At 48.3% G+C, this 18,453-nt stretch carries 13 protein-coding genes; 4 read left to right on the forward strand and 9 right to left on the reverse strand.

All coding sequences use genetic code 11. From position 1 onward, the window contains the following. Window positions 1-24: 24 nt before the first annotated feature. The 4 genes from DXB18_RS08395 to DXB18_RS16165 all read right to left on the reverse strand — a co-directional run bounded on the left by DXB18_RS08395 (window position 25) and on the right by DXB18_RS16165 (window position 5,852). The gene (locus DXB18_RS08395) at window positions 25-1,569 is read right to left on the reverse strand and encodes an FAD-dependent oxidoreductase (protein ID WP_182430518.1); all 1,545 of its coding nucleotides are present in this window, start codon (window positions 1,567-1,569) and stop codon (window positions 25-27) included. Between the two features lie 159 nt (window positions 1,570-1,728). Then, on the reverse strand, window positions 1,729-2,667 hold the full coding sequence (locus DXB18_RS08400; protein WP_118707197.1) for a LysR family transcriptional regulator: 939 nt from the start codon (window positions 2,665-2,667) through the stop codon (window positions 1,729-1,731). A gap of 200 nt (window positions 2,668-2,867) precedes the next feature. Next, window positions 2,868-5,117, reverse strand: a complete 2,250-nt coding sequence (locus DXB18_RS08405; protein ID WP_118707199.1) for a PTS transporter subunit IIABC — start codon at window positions 5,115-5,117, stop codon at window positions 2,868-2,870. A gap of 345 nt (window positions 5,118-5,462) precedes the next feature. Continuing rightward, complete coding sequence (locus tag DXB18_RS16165) at window positions 5,463-5,852, reverse strand: hypothetical protein (RefSeq protein WP_182430519.1); 390 nt, start codon at window positions 5,850-5,852, stop codon at window positions 5,463-5,465. Window positions 5,853-5,988: 136 nt separating this feature from the next. On the opposite strand from DXB18_RS16165, the gene DXB18_RS08415 reads away from it, so the two are divergent. From DXB18_RS08415 to DXB18_RS08425, 3 genes are read left to right on the forward strand one after another with little or no spacing between them, the layout of a single operon-like run. Then, window positions 5,989-6,420 carry a spore coat associated protein CotJA gene (locus DXB18_RS08415; RefSeq protein ID WP_243103296.1) on the forward strand — a complete coding sequence of 144 codons (432 nt, stop codon included), beginning with the start codon at window positions 5,989-5,991 and terminating at the stop codon, window positions 6,418-6,420. Further along, entirely contained in the window at window positions 6,420-6,674 is a 255-nt protein-coding gene (locus tag DXB18_RS08420; protein ID WP_118707201.1) for a spore coat protein CotJB, read from the forward strand. Before DXB18_RS08415 ends, DXB18_RS08420 begins: the two co-directional genes overlap by 1 nt. Next, a complete protein-coding gene (locus DXB18_RS08425; protein ID WP_118707203.1) occupies window positions 6,674-7,309 on the forward strand; it encodes a manganese catalase family protein in 636 nt (211 codons plus the stop codon). The genes DXB18_RS08420 and DXB18_RS08425 overlap by 1 nt, the downstream gene beginning before the upstream one ends. 90 nt (window positions 7,310-7,399) lie before the next feature. Here the strand turns inward: DXB18_RS08425 and DXB18_RS08430 are convergent, their stop codons facing one another. The 5 genes from DXB18_RS08430 to ileS all read right to left on the reverse strand — a co-directional run bounded on the left by DXB18_RS08430 (window position 7,400) and on the right by ileS (window position 15,907). Continuing rightward, entirely contained in the window at window positions 7,400-7,822 is a 423-nt protein-coding gene (locus tag DXB18_RS08430) for a CBS domain-containing protein (RefSeq protein ID WP_118707205.1), read from the reverse strand. Between the two features lie 200 nt (window positions 7,823-8,022). Next, entirely contained in the window at window positions 8,023-8,889 is an 867-nt protein-coding gene (locus tag DXB18_RS08435) for a M23 family metallopeptidase (RefSeq protein ID WP_118707207.1), read from the reverse strand. Between the two features lie 41 nt (window positions 8,890-8,930). Then, on the reverse strand, window positions 8,931-10,037 hold the full coding sequence (locus DXB18_RS08440; RefSeq protein WP_118707209.1) for a SpoIID/LytB domain-containing protein: 1,107 nt from the start codon (window positions 10,035-10,037) through the stop codon (window positions 8,931-8,933). Window positions 10,038-10,095: 58 nt separating this feature from the next. Continuing rightward, entirely contained in the window at window positions 10,096-12,561 is a 2,466-nt protein-coding gene (locus DXB18_RS08445) for a glycogen/starch/alpha-glucan phosphorylase (protein WP_118707211.1), read from the reverse strand. A gap of 154 nt (window positions 12,562-12,715) precedes the next feature. Then, a complete protein-coding gene (ileS, locus tag DXB18_RS08450) occupies window positions 12,716-15,907 on the reverse strand; it encodes an isoleucine--tRNA ligase (protein WP_118707213.1) in 3,192 nt (1,063 codons plus the stop codon). 571 nt (window positions 15,908-16,478) lie between these two features. Between ileS and DXB18_RS08455 the strand changes: the two genes are divergently transcribed. Next, window positions 16,479-17,939: a nicotinate phosphoribosyltransferase gene (locus DXB18_RS08455; RefSeq protein WP_118707215.1), complete on the forward strand. Its 1,461-nt coding sequence runs from the start codon at window positions 16,479-16,481 to the stop codon at window positions 17,937-17,939. Window positions 17,940-18,453: the final 514 nt, after the last annotated feature.

Here is an 18,453-nt window from a genome sequence, read left to right on the forward strand (position 1 = left end):
AAACCCCCCTTTTCCCCCTATGGTTTACTTTTTCGGGACACAGGTAATCGCGTCCCCACCATTGATTACCAGGTCGCAGTCCATTTCTCTTAATTCCTGCCAGTATCCGTCACATGGCTTGTCAAGGTCAACTCCTTCGTCGATCAGACGTTTCCGGATCTCACAGCCATCAATATCTCTTGGGCGGATCTTTTCGCGGATTGCCATTTCTGCTGCCAGTCCTGCTGCATGACCAGTTCCCATTGCCGGTCCAATAATACGCATTGCACCGTTTGCATGGAACTCAGCGGAGCAGCAGCGTCCTACACACAACAGATTATCGATGTTTTCCGGAAGCAGGCAGCGGTAAGGAATCTCGCACCAGTCCTGAGGATTTGAACGTGCCGGAATGCCAGAAGGTACGCCAAACGGATGCATGTTTGCATCACAGTCAATTCCTTCGTGCTTGTCTTCACATACAGCACTTCCTGCCGGAGTCGGAATATGGATATGACGCATAAATACCCAGTCTCCACTGGTAGGATGATGTGTATCAAACATTTCCGGGAATCTTGCAATACCGTCTGCAAACTTTACTCCGCAGGCTACATCGGATGCTTTCAGCATGTACTCACCAAAGATACGGCGGCTGTCACGCACACCCGGAAGGGATCCGGTACCGATCAGGCGCAGATTTTCAAAACCAGGTACATGGTTCTTTAAGAACTTATGGAACTGTTTCATCAACTGATGCTGCTCCAGAATCTGACGGCTTAAATCTTCTGCATCTGTGTTGTGACAGTAATAGCTGTGGAATGAGAAGGTAACAAACTCTGCATTATCGTCCGGGGTATTCGGTAAAAGAACACGGAAAAATCCGGATACGCGGTTGCAGACGTGACGAGCCATTTCTCCACGTTTGATTGCTTCTTCTTCAAGAACATAAACCAGCGGAAGTGGTTTTTCTACGCCTTTTTCTTTCTGCTCTTTCTTCCATGCATCCTCTGCCTGCTGATACTTGATCAGATTCGCACCTGCCCAACGGGAACCCTGCGTTGTTGACATATTCAAGCCTGCGAAATCCTGTCCGCCCACTTCATACGGAGTTCCTGCCAGCGCCGCCACATCACCGTCGCCCGTACCATCGATATAAAGTTTTGCCTTTACCTGCATCAGTCCGCCTTTGGTAAAGAAATTCAGGGCCTTGATGATGCCATCTTCTACTTCTGCGCCAATACAGGTCGAATCATAAATAATACGGCTTCCTGCTTCAAACAGCATATCTTCCAGAACAATTTTCCCGTATTCCGGTTCAAAAGAAGGATTCCGGTAATAATCTTTCGATGGATCCCGCTTTCTCAACTGACCAATCTGATCAAGACGCTCTGTAAACTCCAGACAGATTCCTTCAATTCCTCCTGCAATCTGCGGAACGTAGCCATTGGTTGCCAGACCGCCAAGGGTAACACCTTTTTCAAACAAAATCGTATGCAGCCCTTTTCTTGCGCATTCAATTGCCGCTGCGCATCCACCTACGCCGCCTCCAACAACAGCAACATCACAGAATAATGTTTTTGTAACATTTTGCATATCGAGTCCTCCTTGTTTAAAAATTGTCACGTTATTCTTACTTTCTAACTTTATCTTAAGGTGAATTCTCGATAAATGCAAATCCGATTCCGACATATTCCTGTCAGAATCGGATTGTTATGTTAAATATGTATCAATATTCATGTCTATTATGACATGTTAATCCTTGTATGACATTACCATTTTACGAAATTTCTGAAGCGGCACATGTTCATCTCCCTTTCTGGATATAAAGAAAAGATGTACCTGTGTGCACCAGTCAACCAAAGCAGCCGCTTTGATTCCGGCAATTGGTTTGGTATATCTTCTTGCCATTGGAAAAACATAATTTCCCTTTGTAAGCAAATCGGACACCAATGGCAGATTCGAGCTGTCCATATAACGTATTTTCATGCGCAACGCATCTTTTCCAAAATACTGCGCCAGATACGGCGGTATCTTCCGGACACCACCTTCCGATGTGTCCATCAATAAAAAAGTCTGTTCCAGGATTTCCTCTTTATCTTCTATGGTCAGCGTTGTCTTTCTGGCAAGCGGATTCATTTCAGACATAAAGAAATGCATGTGACTGCCACTGCTCACCGGTTGGATTTCATAATCACTGTCGGGAAATTCATATTCCAGCTGTGTTTCATAATCCTCACCGATATAGGCCTGAAAAATTCCATCTGCAGTCCCAAGTTCCAGCTTTTTCTTATTTTCTTCTCTTCTTCCCCGCTTCTGTGTCATGATAATATCGGGATAACTGCTAATAAAATGCTGCATGATTTCCAATTCTTCTTCACAGACCAGATAATATCCATAACAAATGGTCAGTTTTTTTCTGGCTGTGCGATCAAGTTCACTGATGCTTCCCTGAATATGCCGGTACGAATCTAAAATCGTTTCTATATCCTTTATGATGATTTGTCCCGCTTTTGTCAGTTTCATTTCTTTTGATTTACTTGCACGTTCAAAAATACGGGTTCCAAGTTCTTCTTCCGCTCTTGCTACCTGTTTGGCTACAACGGAATAGGTTACTGACATCTCATAACTTGCCTCTTTATAAGAGCCGCACCGGTAAGCCGCATAAACATATTGCAAGGTTTCAATCGTCATTGCTTCTTCCTCGCTTTCCCACCATTTCCTCGTACATAGAAATACCTTCTGCCTATGATGCCTATCCTGTTATTATACACGATAAGTTCAGATTGCCAAAAGCTTTTTCATCAATTTGTTTGATATATTCAGGCAGCACAAAGGACGCGCCCTTAACGCGTCCTCTGTCTTTTCTATCAAAAAATACTCCCTAGATTTTATTAAACAATTTCTCCAATCTGATCCAGCCGTTTTACCTGTTTTTCTCCCTCTAAGGTTAATCGCTGTCCCTCTGTCAGACCGGTAAAGATCACAATGCAGGCATCGCTCACAGCGTGCTCCCGGATATATGCCGGGTCAAATTCCATCAGCTTATCGCCCTTTGCGATTTTCTGTCCATCGCTCACGAAGACTTGAAAGCCTTCCCCATTTAATTTTACGGTATCAACACCGATGTGAAGCAGATACTCTGTTCCGTCTGCCGCTTTCATGCCAATGGCATGCTTGCTTGGGAACACGAACATCACCTCACCGTCCTCCGGTGCCACAACCGTTCCATTCTCCGGCATGACCAGATAGCCGTCTCCCATGGCTTTGCTGGCAAATGCTTCATCCGGAGCTTCGGTGATCGGCTTTAAGATGCCTTCAAACGGAGAATACAAAACATGGCCCGGGTTTGTCTGTTCTCCGGCAGATTTTTCGGTTTCCGGCTCTATATTTTTTTCTGTCTTGCGTTCTGCATCTTCTCCATTCTTACCTGTCTCGGCAAATACGGTTTTCGTTTCTTTCCCATGCTCATTTTCGCCAGACCCTGCAGTTGCCGTCTCAGCCTCTTCCTCATGTTCTTCTGCCAGATAAGACTCCAGCTCCGATTTGATCACGGTAACCTGCGGTCCGTAAATGATCTGAATTCCCTGACCTTTTACGATCACGCCTACCGCTCCGGTGCTCTTAAGCAGCTTTTCATTTACCAGAGACGGATCCTCAATGGAGCAGCGCAGTCTGGTTGCACAGCAGTCCACCGATGTGATATTCTTTCTGCCGCCCATGCCCTTTGCAATAGCTGCACTCCGGTTGTCGTTTGCTGCTGTCTGGCTCTGGCGTTCTCCCTCTTTCGCCTCAGCCTTGCGGGCATTCACATCTGCTTTCGTATAAAGCTTTGTTTCCTCGTCATCGTCCTCGCGGCCCGGGGTCTTTAAATCAAACTTCTTGATGAGGAAGCTGAAAATGAAGTAATACAGCAGGAAATAGACGATTCCTGCCGGAATAATGCGCAGCCAGCTGGTCTTTGCGTTGCCCTGCAGCACACCAAAGATCACCAGATCCAGAAGCCCTCCGGAGAAGGTAAGTCCCACCGCAATATTCAAAATGTGTGCGATCATGTAGGCACTGCCCGCCAGGATCACCTGTACTGCAAACAACATCGGTGCTACAAACAGGAAAGAAAATTCAATCGGCTCTGTAATACCGGTGAACATCGAAGCAAGTGCCGCACTTAACAGAAGACCTCCTGCTGCTTTCTTCTTTTCCGGCTTTGCACAGCGGTACATAGCAAGTGCTGCTCCCGGAAGTCCGAAGATCATAAAAATGAACTCACCGGAGAAATACCGGGTAGCATCTGCGCTGAAATGCGCCACGTTGGAGGATGCCAGCTGTGCAAAGAAAATGTTCTGACCGCCCTGGATCAGGTTTCCATCTACCATCATGGTACCGCCCACTGCCGTTTGCCAGAATGGCATGTAAAATACATGATGCAGACCAAACGGAATGAGCGCACGCTTAATGATGCCGAAAATCAGGGTTCCGAAATATCCGGTTCCAGTAACCAGTCCGCCCAGCGCAAAGATGCCGTTCTGGACAGCCGGCCAGATAAAATACATCAGAATGCCAACTGCAACATAAGTAACCGTGGAAATGATCGGCACAAAGCGGGATCCGCCAAAAAACGATAATGCGCTTGGCAGCTGTATTTTATAATAACGGTTATGAAGCGCCGCAACACCAAGTCCCACGATAATACCGCCAAATACACCCATCTGCAATGTCTGGATGCCGCAGACATTTGCAATGGTTCCATCTAACACGTCCGGTGCGATGGAACCGTCTGCCAGAACCTTTCCTGACAGTGAAAGCACCGCATTGATGGACGCGTGCATGACGAAAAAGGAAATCATAGCCGATAACGCGGCTACTTCCTTTTCCGCCTTTGCCATACCAATGGCAACTCCCACTGCGAAGATGATCGGCAGGTTGTCAAAAATCACATTTCCAGCCTTGCTCATGATCACAAGCAGTGCATGCAGGATCGTCCCATTTCCGAGAATTCCCTGCAGACCATAGGTTGCGATGGTCGTCTCGTTCGTAAAGGAACTTCCGATTCCAAGCAAAAGACCTGCGACCGGAAGCACCGCGATCGGAAGCATAAAGCTTCGCCCCACCCTCTGGAGCACTCCAAAAATCTTGTCCTTCATGTTCTTTCTCCTTTTTATTCCGAGTATTCAGATGCACATGGATGTTTCTTTCGGGAATTTTCTGCCGACAAACTATAGAAAAATATAGCTGCATTATCTTAAGCATACCCCAAAATCCCGGATTTCACTCTGTTTTACAGGAAATGATGCAAAACAAAAAGGCATGAATCGAAAGGACACCGTTTTGATGTCCCTTCGGTTCATGCCTGCTTTACCAGTAACACACCTGAATCTCTGTTTGTGATATTAGTATAGTTGGGGATGTGGGATCTGTCAACTAGATTTTAGTTAGATTATTATCTGCGGTATGCTTATTGATTTAGCTGCATCCGCAGCCAGAATCATTTACATCTCCCGGAAAACCCGGTCGTCCTCCTGGCCCTCCTCCTTCCCCGGGTCTTCCAGGTCTGTGGTCATTATCCCGTCCTTCCCGGAATCCATCACGGAATCCGGCTTCATATCCTTCCCGGAATCCATCCTGGAACGCTTCTCTGGTATTTCGGTTCCATCCGCAGGAGCTTCCCCATCCCCAGTTATTCCAGCCGCAGCCATGATTGTAACTACTTCCGCAGCCGCCCCATCCATTCCATCCCCAGTCATTGCCGCATCTTCCGCAGCCATTACCGCAACCGTTATTGCATCTGCCGCAGTTGTTACCACAGTTCCCACAGCCTCCGCAGCCACAGCGGTTCCAGCCACCACAGTTGTTACCACAACGGTTATTTCCGCATCCATTCCAGTTACACATGATCAAAACTCCTTTTTTTCTTGCTTGTACTATATCTTATGAGCAGAGGGAGACAAGGGTGACAACCTCTGGGAGCGACCGTGACATGATTCTTATGCACCGCTTTTTTCTGTGGCACATAAGATGATACTAGAAACTCTGGAAAGGATTTTCATCATGGATTATTCCAATAACCGATGCGGCTGTATGCAAAGACCTCATTTGCTTCAGCCGCCTGCCGGCAATACAGAGAATGCCAGTCCTTGTTCCATGCAGCGTTCTATGCAGCCGGATATTCCTTACCAACCGCTTTCATCCGGAAATGTGAATGCGGGTTCTGGTTTTTATACAACAAGAAGAAACGACAGACCTTCCTGCCCGCTGAATCAGAGCAATGAAAGCAGACAAGTGACAGCACCGAATGCGGAAAGAGAGTGTCTACGGAATATGCCGGTCGCAATGGCGTATACACCCATGCAGCGCTGGAACCAGGTGTACGACAAAGAGCGGGGGCTTACCCGTGGGACCATTTTCCCCGAGCTTGACCTGCCGTTTGTGATGGGGAGGTGCAGATAATGGGTGCATGTAATGACCGGCTTTTGCAGAATGTATATGAAACTGGCTTCGCACTGGATGAAGCCACCTTATATCTGGATACGCATCCAAAATGCCCTATGGCCATGCAGTATTTTCAAAATGCACGGCGTATGAACGAACAGGCAATCCGTGTGTACGAAAAAGAAAATGGTCCGCTTCTGATTGCGAATGCAGATGCAGATACCTGGAACTGGATCCAAGGACCATGGCCATGGGAAGGAGGAATGCGCTGATGTGGAGATATGAAAAGAGACTGCAGTATCCGGTAAAAATTTCACAGCCGAATCCGAAGATGGCACAGTTTATCATGAGTCAATACGGTGGACCAGATGGCGAAATGGGTGCATCCATGCGTTACCTCTCCCAAAGATATGCGATGCCATATGATGTAGCAAAAGCTTCTCTAACAGATATCGGAACGGAAGAGCTTGCCCATTTGGAAATCGTAGCGGCAATTATTCATCAGCTTACACGGAATCTGACACCGCAGAAAATCGAAGAGTCTGGTTTTGGCCCTTATTATATTGACCATACAACCGGTATCTGGCCACAGGCAGCAGGTGGTGTTCCGTTTAATTCCTGTGAATTTCAATCCAAAGGAGATCCGATTACAGATCTGTTTGAAGATCTTGCTGCGGAACAAAAGGCACGCAGCACCTATGATAACATTCTTCGCGTCGTAAAAGATCCAGAAGTGTGCGATCCGATCCGCTATCTGCGTGCAAGGGAAATCGTGCATTTCCAGCGGTTTGGTGAGACGCTGCGACATGTGCAGGATCAGCTGAACAGCAAAAATTTTTATGCGTTTAACCCGGCTTTTGATAAGTCTGCAAGTGCCGGAAATACTCCAGGGCAGAATTGCAGTTAAAATCACAAAAGCCACAAAATGCACACGAACGAAGAAAAACTCCAGAGGTGTCTTTTTCACCTCTGGAGTTCGCCGTTTTTCATTTCGTGTTTAGTTTCCTTTTTCGTGTTCTTTTTTCAGTTTTTCGTAACAGAATTTGATAATATCTTTTCTGGTTATGATCCCAATGAAAAGTCCCCTGTCATCTACCACCGGAACAAAATTCTGGTTCAATGCGCAGTCGATCATGTCTTCCATCCTGGATTCTGCCGTTACCGGCTTATAATCCGCCCGCCGTGCAATGGGCGCAACCGGGGCATTCTCTGCTTCTTTGAAATTCATCTGATATTCTTTCCGGATTCCCCAAAGCATGTCTCCTTCGGTTATCGTTCCGGCATATCTTCCGTCTTTGGATAACAGCGGAATGGTGGAATAACGGAACTTTTCCATCTTGTCCAGTGCCTGACGCAGCGTATCATCTTCATAAATGTGAGCAACCTCGCTCTTGGGAGTCAGAAAAAATAAGATATTCATTATTCACCTCGTATTGTATTTTCGCGGCACGGCCCGCTCATTGAACCAGACGGGTTTCGTGCATCTTTCTCTTATAAAGTAAGCATAGCAAATAATTTCGACGATTCTATGAACAATTTCTAAATTCTTTCGAAACCAAACACCACGATATCTACAGTCTGAGCTGTTTTCTTCATGAAATCAGGATATCTTACGCATCCCTACTCCAGATAATCCAGCGGATCCACCGTTTTCTCTCCATGGTGCATTTCCAAAAAGACGTTGCTTCCTTCAATCGTATAGTATTTGGTTGGCTCTGCCACATAACCAAGGAGTGCCCCGGCTTCCAGATATTCCCCCTGCACTGCCGTGATTTCTTTTAACTGGCCGCAGGTCACAGTGTAATCGTTTCCGAGATCAAGGACCACATAATCACCGATTTCCTCGTTGTTTCCCACTTCCAGGACCCTGGCTGCTGCCGGCGCTTCGACCGGGGTGCTGACTTCACTCTGGATCACAAGACCCGGATTGCATTTGTACTGTTCCAGAGTTGGAAAATAGATGGTCCGGTCCATACTGTAATCCAGAAGGACATTGCCTCTGGCCGGCCACAGCATTTTACTGGTGTCCGCAAAGTCCAGCACCAGCGCAGTCGCTGCAATACCACCTGCTCCCGCTTCTCTTGCTTCCGCTTCGACATTCTCACCACTTTCATTTCCGGAAGCTACCGTACTTTGCCCGTTCGGAGTCTTTGCATTTTTCTCCGGGCCTGCTTCTTTTGCAATGTGTTCCTGCTCTGCAACCGCATTGTCCTGACCGTTTCCGGCCTCTGCCTGTTTCATTTCTTCCTGTGCAGCTTCCGGATCCGGTACTTCGGCATTGGAATTTCCTGCAAGCGGCATTTGATCGTTTGCTTCTTCTGCAAAATATTCATCCTGCCCCTGCATATCCACATATGGCTTCTGTTCCTGTCCGTTTCCTCTTCGGATCGTAACGACACCTGCTGCGGCAACCATAGTCAGCAGGCCAAGCACCAACATGACCAGGAATAATTTATCCCGGAACATCTGATTCATTTTCTCTTTCACCGTTTATCACCTCGGTAGTAGTTTTGCCAAAGTGCCTTTTCTTATTCAGTGACCAGCGAAATATTTTTATAATAATATTTTAAAATGTCTTCAAAGCTCCATCCTTCTTCCGCCATGGCTTCTGCCCCATTCTGGCTGAGTCCATACCCGTGCCCACGCCCTTTTGTCCGAACGATGATCTGCCCCTGGGATTTCGTGTCAATCGTAAAACAGGCGGATGGCAGTTCCAGCGCATACTGCACTTCATCACCCGTATAAGTTCCTGGTCCAATTTTCATCTGGAGCACATACCCTGCATCATCGCGTTTCACCACCTGGATCTCAGAAGGCAGGCGTGCCTCATCCACTGCCCTGGAATCATTCAGTTTTCCAATCCGTGCTGCAAAATCTGATAGATTAAATGCTGTTTCACTTTCCAATGTTGCAGAATGTCTGTCCTTGTTTTTCTGCTCATCCCACTTGCTCTCCACCGACTGCAGGTACGGATAGTCAGCCTCACCGGTCCTGGTCCGCCCAGCACTGCATTCATGAAATAAAGGCAAAATGTAACGGTCCTCATACTTCATAACCATTCCTGCAGTTTCCTTCGCGGCAAGCTTGCAGCGTTCCAGACTCTCTGCCAGCTGTTCCTTCTGATGCACGGTCAGTCCTGCCCCGTCAAATGCTGTCCGGTCGCCCAGGTAGTCCAGGTCCAGCTCTTCCTCCTGAATTTCCTCCCGCTCTCCCATCTGACGGTATATGTAAGTTCGGGCGATCACCGCCTGGCATTTCAAAGCCTCCTGACCAAGTTCCGGACTTGCCTGGCAGACTACGACACCCGGCAGATAATCTTCCACCGAAAGATACGTCTTGACACCATAACGTTCCAGAATAACGCGGCGACTCTGGAACATGTTCCTGCTTTCCTGCTGTGCGGCTTCCAGGGCTGATTCTCCGGAACGATTCGTATTTCCAGATATACCAAGTTTATCTGACTGGCCCGGAATCTTCTGTTCACCTGACAGATCTGCTGCTCCCGTCTCCACATCCCCCTGCTCGGCATTATGCGAATTCCCCGCCCCGTCCTGTCCTGCTGCATGCATACAAAAGAACGAAAACATCCAGGACACCATAAACAAAGCCGCAAAGATCACTCCAATTTTGCGCATAAAAAATCCCTCCAGATTATTTCTAATCTATGGAGGGATTTCTGATTTTATGCCAGATTTACAGTTCTACCTTCACCTTATCCAGATGCCAGATATCTTTTACGTACTCTTCAATGGTACGGTCGGAACTGAACTTGCCGCTGCATGCGGTGTTGAGCATTGCTGCCTTTGCCCACCACTGCTCATCGCGGTATGCCTCGTCTACGCGCTTCTGTGCGTCTGCGTACATCCGGAAGTCTTTCAGGATGAAGTAGGTATCTGCACGGTCGCTGCTCAAGGTATTCAGCAGGGAGTTGTAAATATCACGGAACAGCTCCGGATCGTTCGGTGCATAGTAGCCGTTGATCAGCTGCATCAGCACGCGGCGGATATCCTGGTCGTTGTTGAAGATCTGCATCGGATCGTAGCTGTGGTCGTGCTCCATGCGGATGATATCGTCAGAGGAAGTACCGAAGATGAACGCATTTTCTGCGCCAACCTCTTCCACGATCTCGACGTTTGCACCGTCCATGGTTCCCACAGTCAGGGCACCATTCAGCATGAACTTCATGTTGCCGGTACCGGATGCCTCTTTACTTGCAGTAGAGATCTGCTCACTGACATCGGCTGCCGCAAAGATGATCTCTGCGTTGGATACACGGTAATCCTCGATGAAGACAACTTTGATCTTGCCGTTGATGGACTTATCGTTGTTGATCACATCCGCTACCGAGTTGATGAGCTTGATGGTCAGCTTTGCTCTCTTGTAGCCTGCTGCTGCCTTTGCACCGAAGATGAAGGTTCTCGGAACCATATCCAGGTTCGGGTTATCCTTCAGCTGGTTGTACAGATACATGACGTGCAGGATGTTCATCAGCTGACGCTTGTACTCGTGCAGTCTCTTAACCTGAACATCGAAAATGGAACGCGGATCTACATCGATGCCATTGTGCTCTTTGATGTATTTTGCCAGACGTACCTTGTTCTGGTACTTGATGTTCATAAACTCATGCTGGCACTTCTCGTCGTTCACATACAGTTTTAATTTGCTGATTGCGGAAAGGTCAGTGATCCACTCGTCACCGATCTTGTCGGTGATCCAGTCTGCCAGAAGCGGGTTTGCATGAAGCAGGAAACGTCTCTGGGTAATACCGTTGGTCTTGTTGTTGAACTTCTCCGGCATCATCTCGTAGAAATCTTTTAACTCCTGCTTTTCCAGGATCTCGGTGTGCAGTCTTGCTACACCATTTACGGAGAAGCTGCCTGCGATTGCCATATGAGCCATCTTTACCTGACCGTCGTAGACAATGGCCATCTTCGCAATCTTCTCCTGGTTGCCCGGATATTTCTGCTGGATCTCAATGACGAAGCGGCGGTTGATCTCCTCTACGATCTGGTAGATACGCGGAAGCAGTCTGGAGAACAGCTCGATCGGCCATTTTTCCAGTGCCTCTGCCATGATGGTGTGGTTGGTGTACGCACAGGTCTTGGTAGTAACATCCCATGCCTCTTCCCAGGTTAAGTTGTAGTCGTCCAGAAGGATACGCATAAGCTCTGCAACTGCTACGGTCGGATGGGTATCGTTTAACTGGAATACGTTCTTCTCGTAGAATTTGCGGATATCATCATGCTTCTCCATGTACTTGCTTACAGCACGCTGTACACTTGCAGAAATGAAGAAGTACTGCTGTTTTAAACGCAGCTCCTTACCAGCATAGTGGTTATCGTTCGGGTAAAGCACATCACAGATGGTCTTTGCCAGATTCTCCTGCTCTACGGCTTTCTGGTAATCACCTTTGTCAAAAGAATCCAGGTTGAAGGTACTGATCGGCTGTGCATCCCAGATACGCAGGGTGTTGACTACGTTATTGCCATAGCCTACAACCGGCAGATCGTACGGAATCGCCATAACAGACTGGTAACCCTCCTGCACGAAATGCTCTCTTCCATTTTCCCATACGGTGCGCACATAACCGCCAAATTTCACCTCAGTCGCATACTCGGAACGGCGTACCTCAAACGGGTTGCCATCCTTTAACCAGTTATCCGGCACCTCGACCTGGTAACCGTTTTCAATTTTCTGTTTGAACATACCATAGTGGTAACGGATGCCGCAGCCATAAGCCGGGTATCCAAGCGTTGCAAGGGAATCCAAAAAGCATGCGGCAAGACGTCCCAGACCACCGTTTCCAAGTGCTGCATCCGGCTCCTGGTCCTCGATCACGTTTAAGTCGAAGCCAAGCTCATCTAAGACTTCCTTCACTTCGTCTCTTGCCATAATGCTGATGATGTTATTGCCCAGCGCACGTCCCATCAAAAACTCCATGGAAAGATAGTAAACGGTCTTTACATCCTTCTTCTCATATTCCTTATGGGTCGCGATCCACTCGTCGATGATGACATCCTTTACCGCATAGGCAACGGCCTGGAACACCTGATTCGGGGTTGCCTCATCAATGGTGCGGCGGTACAGATTCTTCACGTTATCAACAACGCTCTTTTTAAATGTTTCTTTGTCAAACCCTTTGTTTGCAATGACTTTCATACTGGATCTCCTCTCCTCAGTTGCAGTCTGCCCTTATAAACCTTTTCCGGTCAGCATGCCAATGCTGCCGCCCGTGCCCTGCACAGGTGACAGCATTGCTGTTTTTGTGTTGCGCAAACAGGAAACACCATCGCAGCAACACCTTATGCATACTTTATTTCTCGCAGCTGCCATCTGTTGCTTTTTCAACACCCAACATTCCGGTCTCACCGTTAATATTCCACTCTTTTGCGTATCCACTCATCTGTCCAAGGAAAATGTGATCGGCAAGTACTTCGCCTTTAATGGTGTCTGCGTATTCCTTAAAGATATCAGCGATCTTATCGTTGTTATCCTGATATACATTAATATGATCGGTAACCTCAAAACCTGCTTCTTTTCGCATGGTCTGGATCTTGCTCACAACCTCGCGGACAAAGCCCTCTTCCAGAAGTTCCGGAGTCAGGTTGGTATCCAGGGCTACGGTTACGTAGTTGTCGCCCTCAGATACATATCCTTCGGTCTGTGCCATCTCGATCAGGAGGTCCTCTTCGGTCAGGACTACCGGCTCGCCGCCAAAGTCAAACTTCAGAGCGCCCTCTGCCTTTAAGGTATCCATAGCGGCATTTCCGTCGATCTCAGACAGTGCCTTGCGGATGCTGCCAAGCTGCTTGCCGTACTTCGGTCCGACGGTCTTAAGCTGCGGCTTGAAGCTGTAGGAAGTGAAGTTTCTCACGTCGTCTACAAATTCAACACTCTTGACATTTAACTCGTCCTCAATGATCTCTACATAGAAGTCAGACAGCTTGTTCTCAGCCTTGACATACATCTTACCGATCGGCTGGCGGTTCTTGATGTTTGCAGTATTTCTTGCTGCACGGCCGAATACAACGATCTTTAAGACTTCATCCATATCGGACTCTAACTGCTTATCGATGAGTTTTTCCTCTACAGCCGGGAAGTCGCACAGGTGGATGCTCTCCGGAGCGTTCTTGTCGATGCTTCTTACCAGGTTCTGGTAGATGTCCTCGGTCATGAACGGGATCATCGGTGCTGCAGCCTTGGAAACTGTTACCAGAGCGGTGTACAGCGTCATGTAAGCATTGATCTTATCCTGCTCCATGCCCTTTGCCCAGAAACGCTCACGGCTTCTTCTGACATACCAGTTACTCATGTCATCCACGAACTCCTGAAGGGCTCTTGCAGCCTCCGGGATGCGGTAGTTTGCCAGATTATCATCCACATCTTTGACCATAGAGTTTAACTTGGATAAGAGCCACTTATCCATAACCGGCAGCTTATCGTAATCCAGTGTATACTTGGTTGCGTCGAAGTTATCGATGTTTGCATACAGAACAAAGAATGCATAGGTGTTCCACAGGGTACCCATGAACTTTCTCTGGCCTTCCTGAACGGCTTTGCCATGGAAGCGGTTTGGCAGCCACGGTGCACTGTTGATGTAGAAGTACCAGCGGATCGCATCGGCACCGTAGGTCTCCAGTGCATCGAACGGGTCAACGGCATTGCCCTTGGATTTACTCATCTTCTGTCCGTTCTCATCCTGAACATGGCCCAGAACGATAACGTTCTTGTACGGTGCCTTGTTGAAGATCAGGGTAGAGATCGCCAGCAGCGAATAGAACCAGCCACGGGTCTGGTCTACTGCCTCGGAGATGAAATCTGCCGGGAACTGCTTCTCAAACAGCTCTTTATTCTCGAATGGATAATGATGCTGTGCGAATGGCATGGAACCGGAATCGAACCAGCAGTCAATCACCTCCGGTACACGGTGCATCTGCTTGCCGCACTGCGGGCAGGTGATGGTGACATCATCGATGAATGGACGATGCAGCTCAACCTCGCCGTTTGCCTCTTTGTCCATCTCTTTTGCATATTTCTTTACGACATCTGCGTAGTTCGGGCTCATGGACTTTAACTCTGCCTGGCTTCCGATGGAATGCTGGCAGCCGCACTCACACTCCCAGATGTTAAGCGGGGTGCCCCAGTAACGGTTACGGCTTACGCCCCAGTCCTGAACGTTCTCAAGCCAGTCGCCGAAACGTCCCTTACCAATGCTCTCCGGGATCCAGTTGATGGTGTTGTTGTTGCGGATCAGATCATCCTTTACAGCCGTCATCTTGATGAACCAGGATTCTCTTGCATAGTAGATCAGAGGTGTATCGCATCTCCAGCAGTGCGGATAGCTGTGCTCGAAGTTCGGTGCGGAGAATAACAGTCCCTTCTCGTCTAATGCCTTTAATACCAGCGGATCGGCTTTCTTTACGAATACGCCTTCCCACGGAGTCTCTTTGGTCATCTCGCCCTTGGCATCAACCAGCTGTACGAACGGCAGGTCATATTTTCTGCCGACCTTGGAGTCGTCTTCACCGAATGCCGGTGCAATGTGTACGACGCCGGTACCATCGGTCAGGGTTACGTAGTTATCGCAGACAACATAGAATGCTTTCTTTTTCTGCTTCTCACAGATTGCAACCGCACAGTCAAACAGCGGCTCGTACTCTTTGTACTCTAAGTCTTTGCCCTTATAGCTCTCTAATACGGTGTACTCACCTTCCAGAACGCTGTCGCAGAGTGCTTCTGCCAGATAGTAAGTATAATCGCCGTTTTTTACCTTTACATAGGTTTCATCCGGGTTTACGCAGAGTGCCACGTTGGACGGCAGGGTCCACGGTGTGGTGGTCCATGCCAGAATGTAAGCATCCTCGCCCTTTACTTTGAAGCGGGCGATCGCGGAACGCTCTTTGACATCTTTATAGCCCTGTGCTACCTCATGGGAGGAAAGCGGGGTACCGCAGCGCGGGCAGTAAGGAACGATCTTGAAACCTTTGTACAGAAGTCCCTTCTCCCAGATCTGCTTTAATGCCCACCACTCAGACTCGATGAAGTCATTGTGATAGGTAACATACGGATTGTCCATGTCTGCCCAGAAACCAACGGTGCCGGAGAATTTCTCCCACATGCCTTTGTATTTCCAGACACTCTCTTTACAATGCTCGATGAACGGCTCCAGACCATACTGCTCGATCTGCTCTTTGCCGTCCAGGCCAAGCATCTTCTCCACTTCCAGCTCAACCGGAAGTCCGTGGGTATCCCAGCCTGCCTTACGCGGAACCATGCAGCCTTTCATGGTGCGGTAACGCGGGATCATGTCCTTGATGACACGGGTCAGTACGTGGCCGATATGAGGCTTGCCGTTTGCGGTAGGCGGGCCATCGTAGAAGGTGTAGGTCGGACCCTCTTTGCGGGAATCCATGCTCTTCTGGAAGATGTGCTCATCATCCCAGAACTTTTCAATTTTTTTCTCTCGCTCTACAAAATTCATATTTGTAGGTACTTTCTCATACATGCTTTTCTTTGCCTCCAATCTTTGACGCATGCAGCGGGACATCCTGTGTAACGTTCATAGGCTTTCTGTTTTCCATCCGGAACATTTTAAACCAGTGCAAAACTTCCTATGAATAAAAAAAGCCGTTCCCTGCAAACAGGAAACGACACTTCTTGCCACTTTTGACCACCTATTACTGCATACCAACATATGAGTTCCGGTTAACGGCGGAATGCCGGCGGGGCTTACTTGAAAGATTTTCTGTACGTTCAGCCTGCGGCTCGGGAGTGATCTTCGACTGCTGCCTTACTTGCACCGGGCTTCCACCACCCCCGGCTCGCTCGTGCCTCCTGACCGTTGTTGATTGCTGGTCGTTTTCCGGCACCTGCGTTCTATGCAGCGCTACTGTCTCCGTCATAGCCTTTTTGATATTACATTCTTTTTCATTATATTGATTTGTCTGGGAATTGTCAAGGTTTCCGCGGCCAGTCGGTTTGTTATTTTCCTATCAATCGCATTGTTTTTTGAGAAAACTAATGGTATACTACTTATGTTTTACACAAATTTAACCGAAACCAGAAGGAGAACCGGTATGAGCGAACGTAACCTGACCCTGCTCACAGACTTTTACGAACTGACCATGATGCAGGGCTATTTTAAAGAAAAAGATGCAAACGAGACCGTCATTTTTGACGCGTTTTACAGAAACAATCCGGTAGGCTCCGGCTATTCGATCTGTGCTGGTTTGGACCAGGTGATCGACTATGTAAAGAACCTGCATTTTGAAAAAGATGACATTGATTACCTGCGCACTACCGGCATGTTTGAGGAGGATTTTCTGGAATATCTGAGTAACTTCCATTTCAGCGGTGATATTTACGCGATCCCGGAAGGAAGCGTTATCTTCCCAAGAGAACCGCTTGTAAAGATCATTGCCCCGATCATGGAAGCCCAGTTAATCGAAACTGCCCTGTTAAACATCATCAACCATCAGTCCCTGATTGCCACCAAGGCAGCACGCGTCGTCTATGCCGCACAGGGCGATGGAGTCATGGAGTTTGGTCTGCGCCGTGCACAGGGTCCGGATGCCGGTATCTATGGTGCCCGCGCTGCCATGATTGCCGGATGTATCGGTACTTCCAACGTACTCTGCGGAAAAATGTTCGATGTCCCGGTCAAAGGAACCCACGCACACAGCTGGATCATGAGCTTCCCGGACGAGCTGACCGCATTCCGCACCTATGCAAAGCTGTATCCAAATGCCTGCATCCTTCTGGTTGATACTTACGATACCTTAAATTCCGGTATTCCAAATGCCATTAAAGTCTTCACTGAGATGCGTGAAGCCGGCATTCCGTTAACCTTCTACGGAATCCGCTTAGACAGCGGTGACCTGGCTTATCTGTCCAAGAAAGCAAAAAAGATGCTCGATGCAGCCGGATTTTCCGATGCACTCATCTCCGCTTCCAACGACTTGGACGAGACCCTGATCTCTTCCTTAAAGCTTCAGGGCGCAGCCATCAACTCCTGGGGTGTCGGCACCAACCTGATCACCTCCAAAGACTGCCCATCCTTCGGCGGCGTTTACAAGCTGGCTGCGATCCAGGACAAGGCTACCGGAAAATTCATCCCGAAGATCAAGCTTTCCGAGAACGCAGAAAAGATCACCAATCCGGGCAATAAGACCATCCGACGCATCTACGACAAGGAAAATGGCAAGATCATTGCTGACCTGATTTGTCTGGTTGACGAGGAATACGACACCAACAAGTCCCTTCTTCTCTTCGACCCGATTGAGACCTGGAAAAAGACCCACCTGGCACCAGGCAGTTACACCATGCGTGAGATGATGGTTCCGGTCTTCTTAAAAGGTCAGTGTGTCTACGAGTCCCCGAAAGTTATGGATATCCAGAAATACTGCAAGAAAGAACTCTCCACCCTGTGGGAAGAGTCCCTGCGACTGGAATACCCGCACCGCGTGCACGTCGATCTGTCAAAGCCGCTGTGGGATATGAAGAACCAGCTGCTTGACAGCTATCATTATCACGAATAAACAATATTGCACAGTAAATATCAATAAGTCCGAAAGCCCCGCCCCGCCATACGTAACCGCATTCACGCGAATTTTCGCCCGTTTTGCTCCGCCGCCGATTGACCGTTCCTCCGTTAACTCGCTCACTGCGTTCGCTCAGACAGAGCTCCGAAACGGTCGCTATGCTCACAAAACGGGCAAAATTCGCTAAAAGAATGCGCTTACGCATGGCGGGGCGGGGGCTTCCTGCTATACTGGCTCCATTACATATAAAAAACCTGCAACCATTACTGAAACGGCGAAAATAGGATAACTATCGGCCAAATCAGTAATGGTTGCAGGTTTTTTCGTACGCAGCGGTGTCAATAAAATAGGGCGTGTACGAGTCTGACTTCTGGAATTTTCAGCATATCAGTTGTTTCGCCTCCCCCGCACACATGTCCGAATGCAGCGGATGTAATCCGATGCAGGCGAACATGTGTCAGCGAAAGCAAGCGAACAACGATATGTGAAAATGGAGGAAGTCAGACTCGTA

The sequence above is a fragment of the Clostridium sp. OM02-18AC genome, from assembly GCF_003481825.1.
Lineage (GTDB): Bacteria > Bacillota > Clostridia > Lachnospirales > Lachnospiraceae > Brotaphodocola.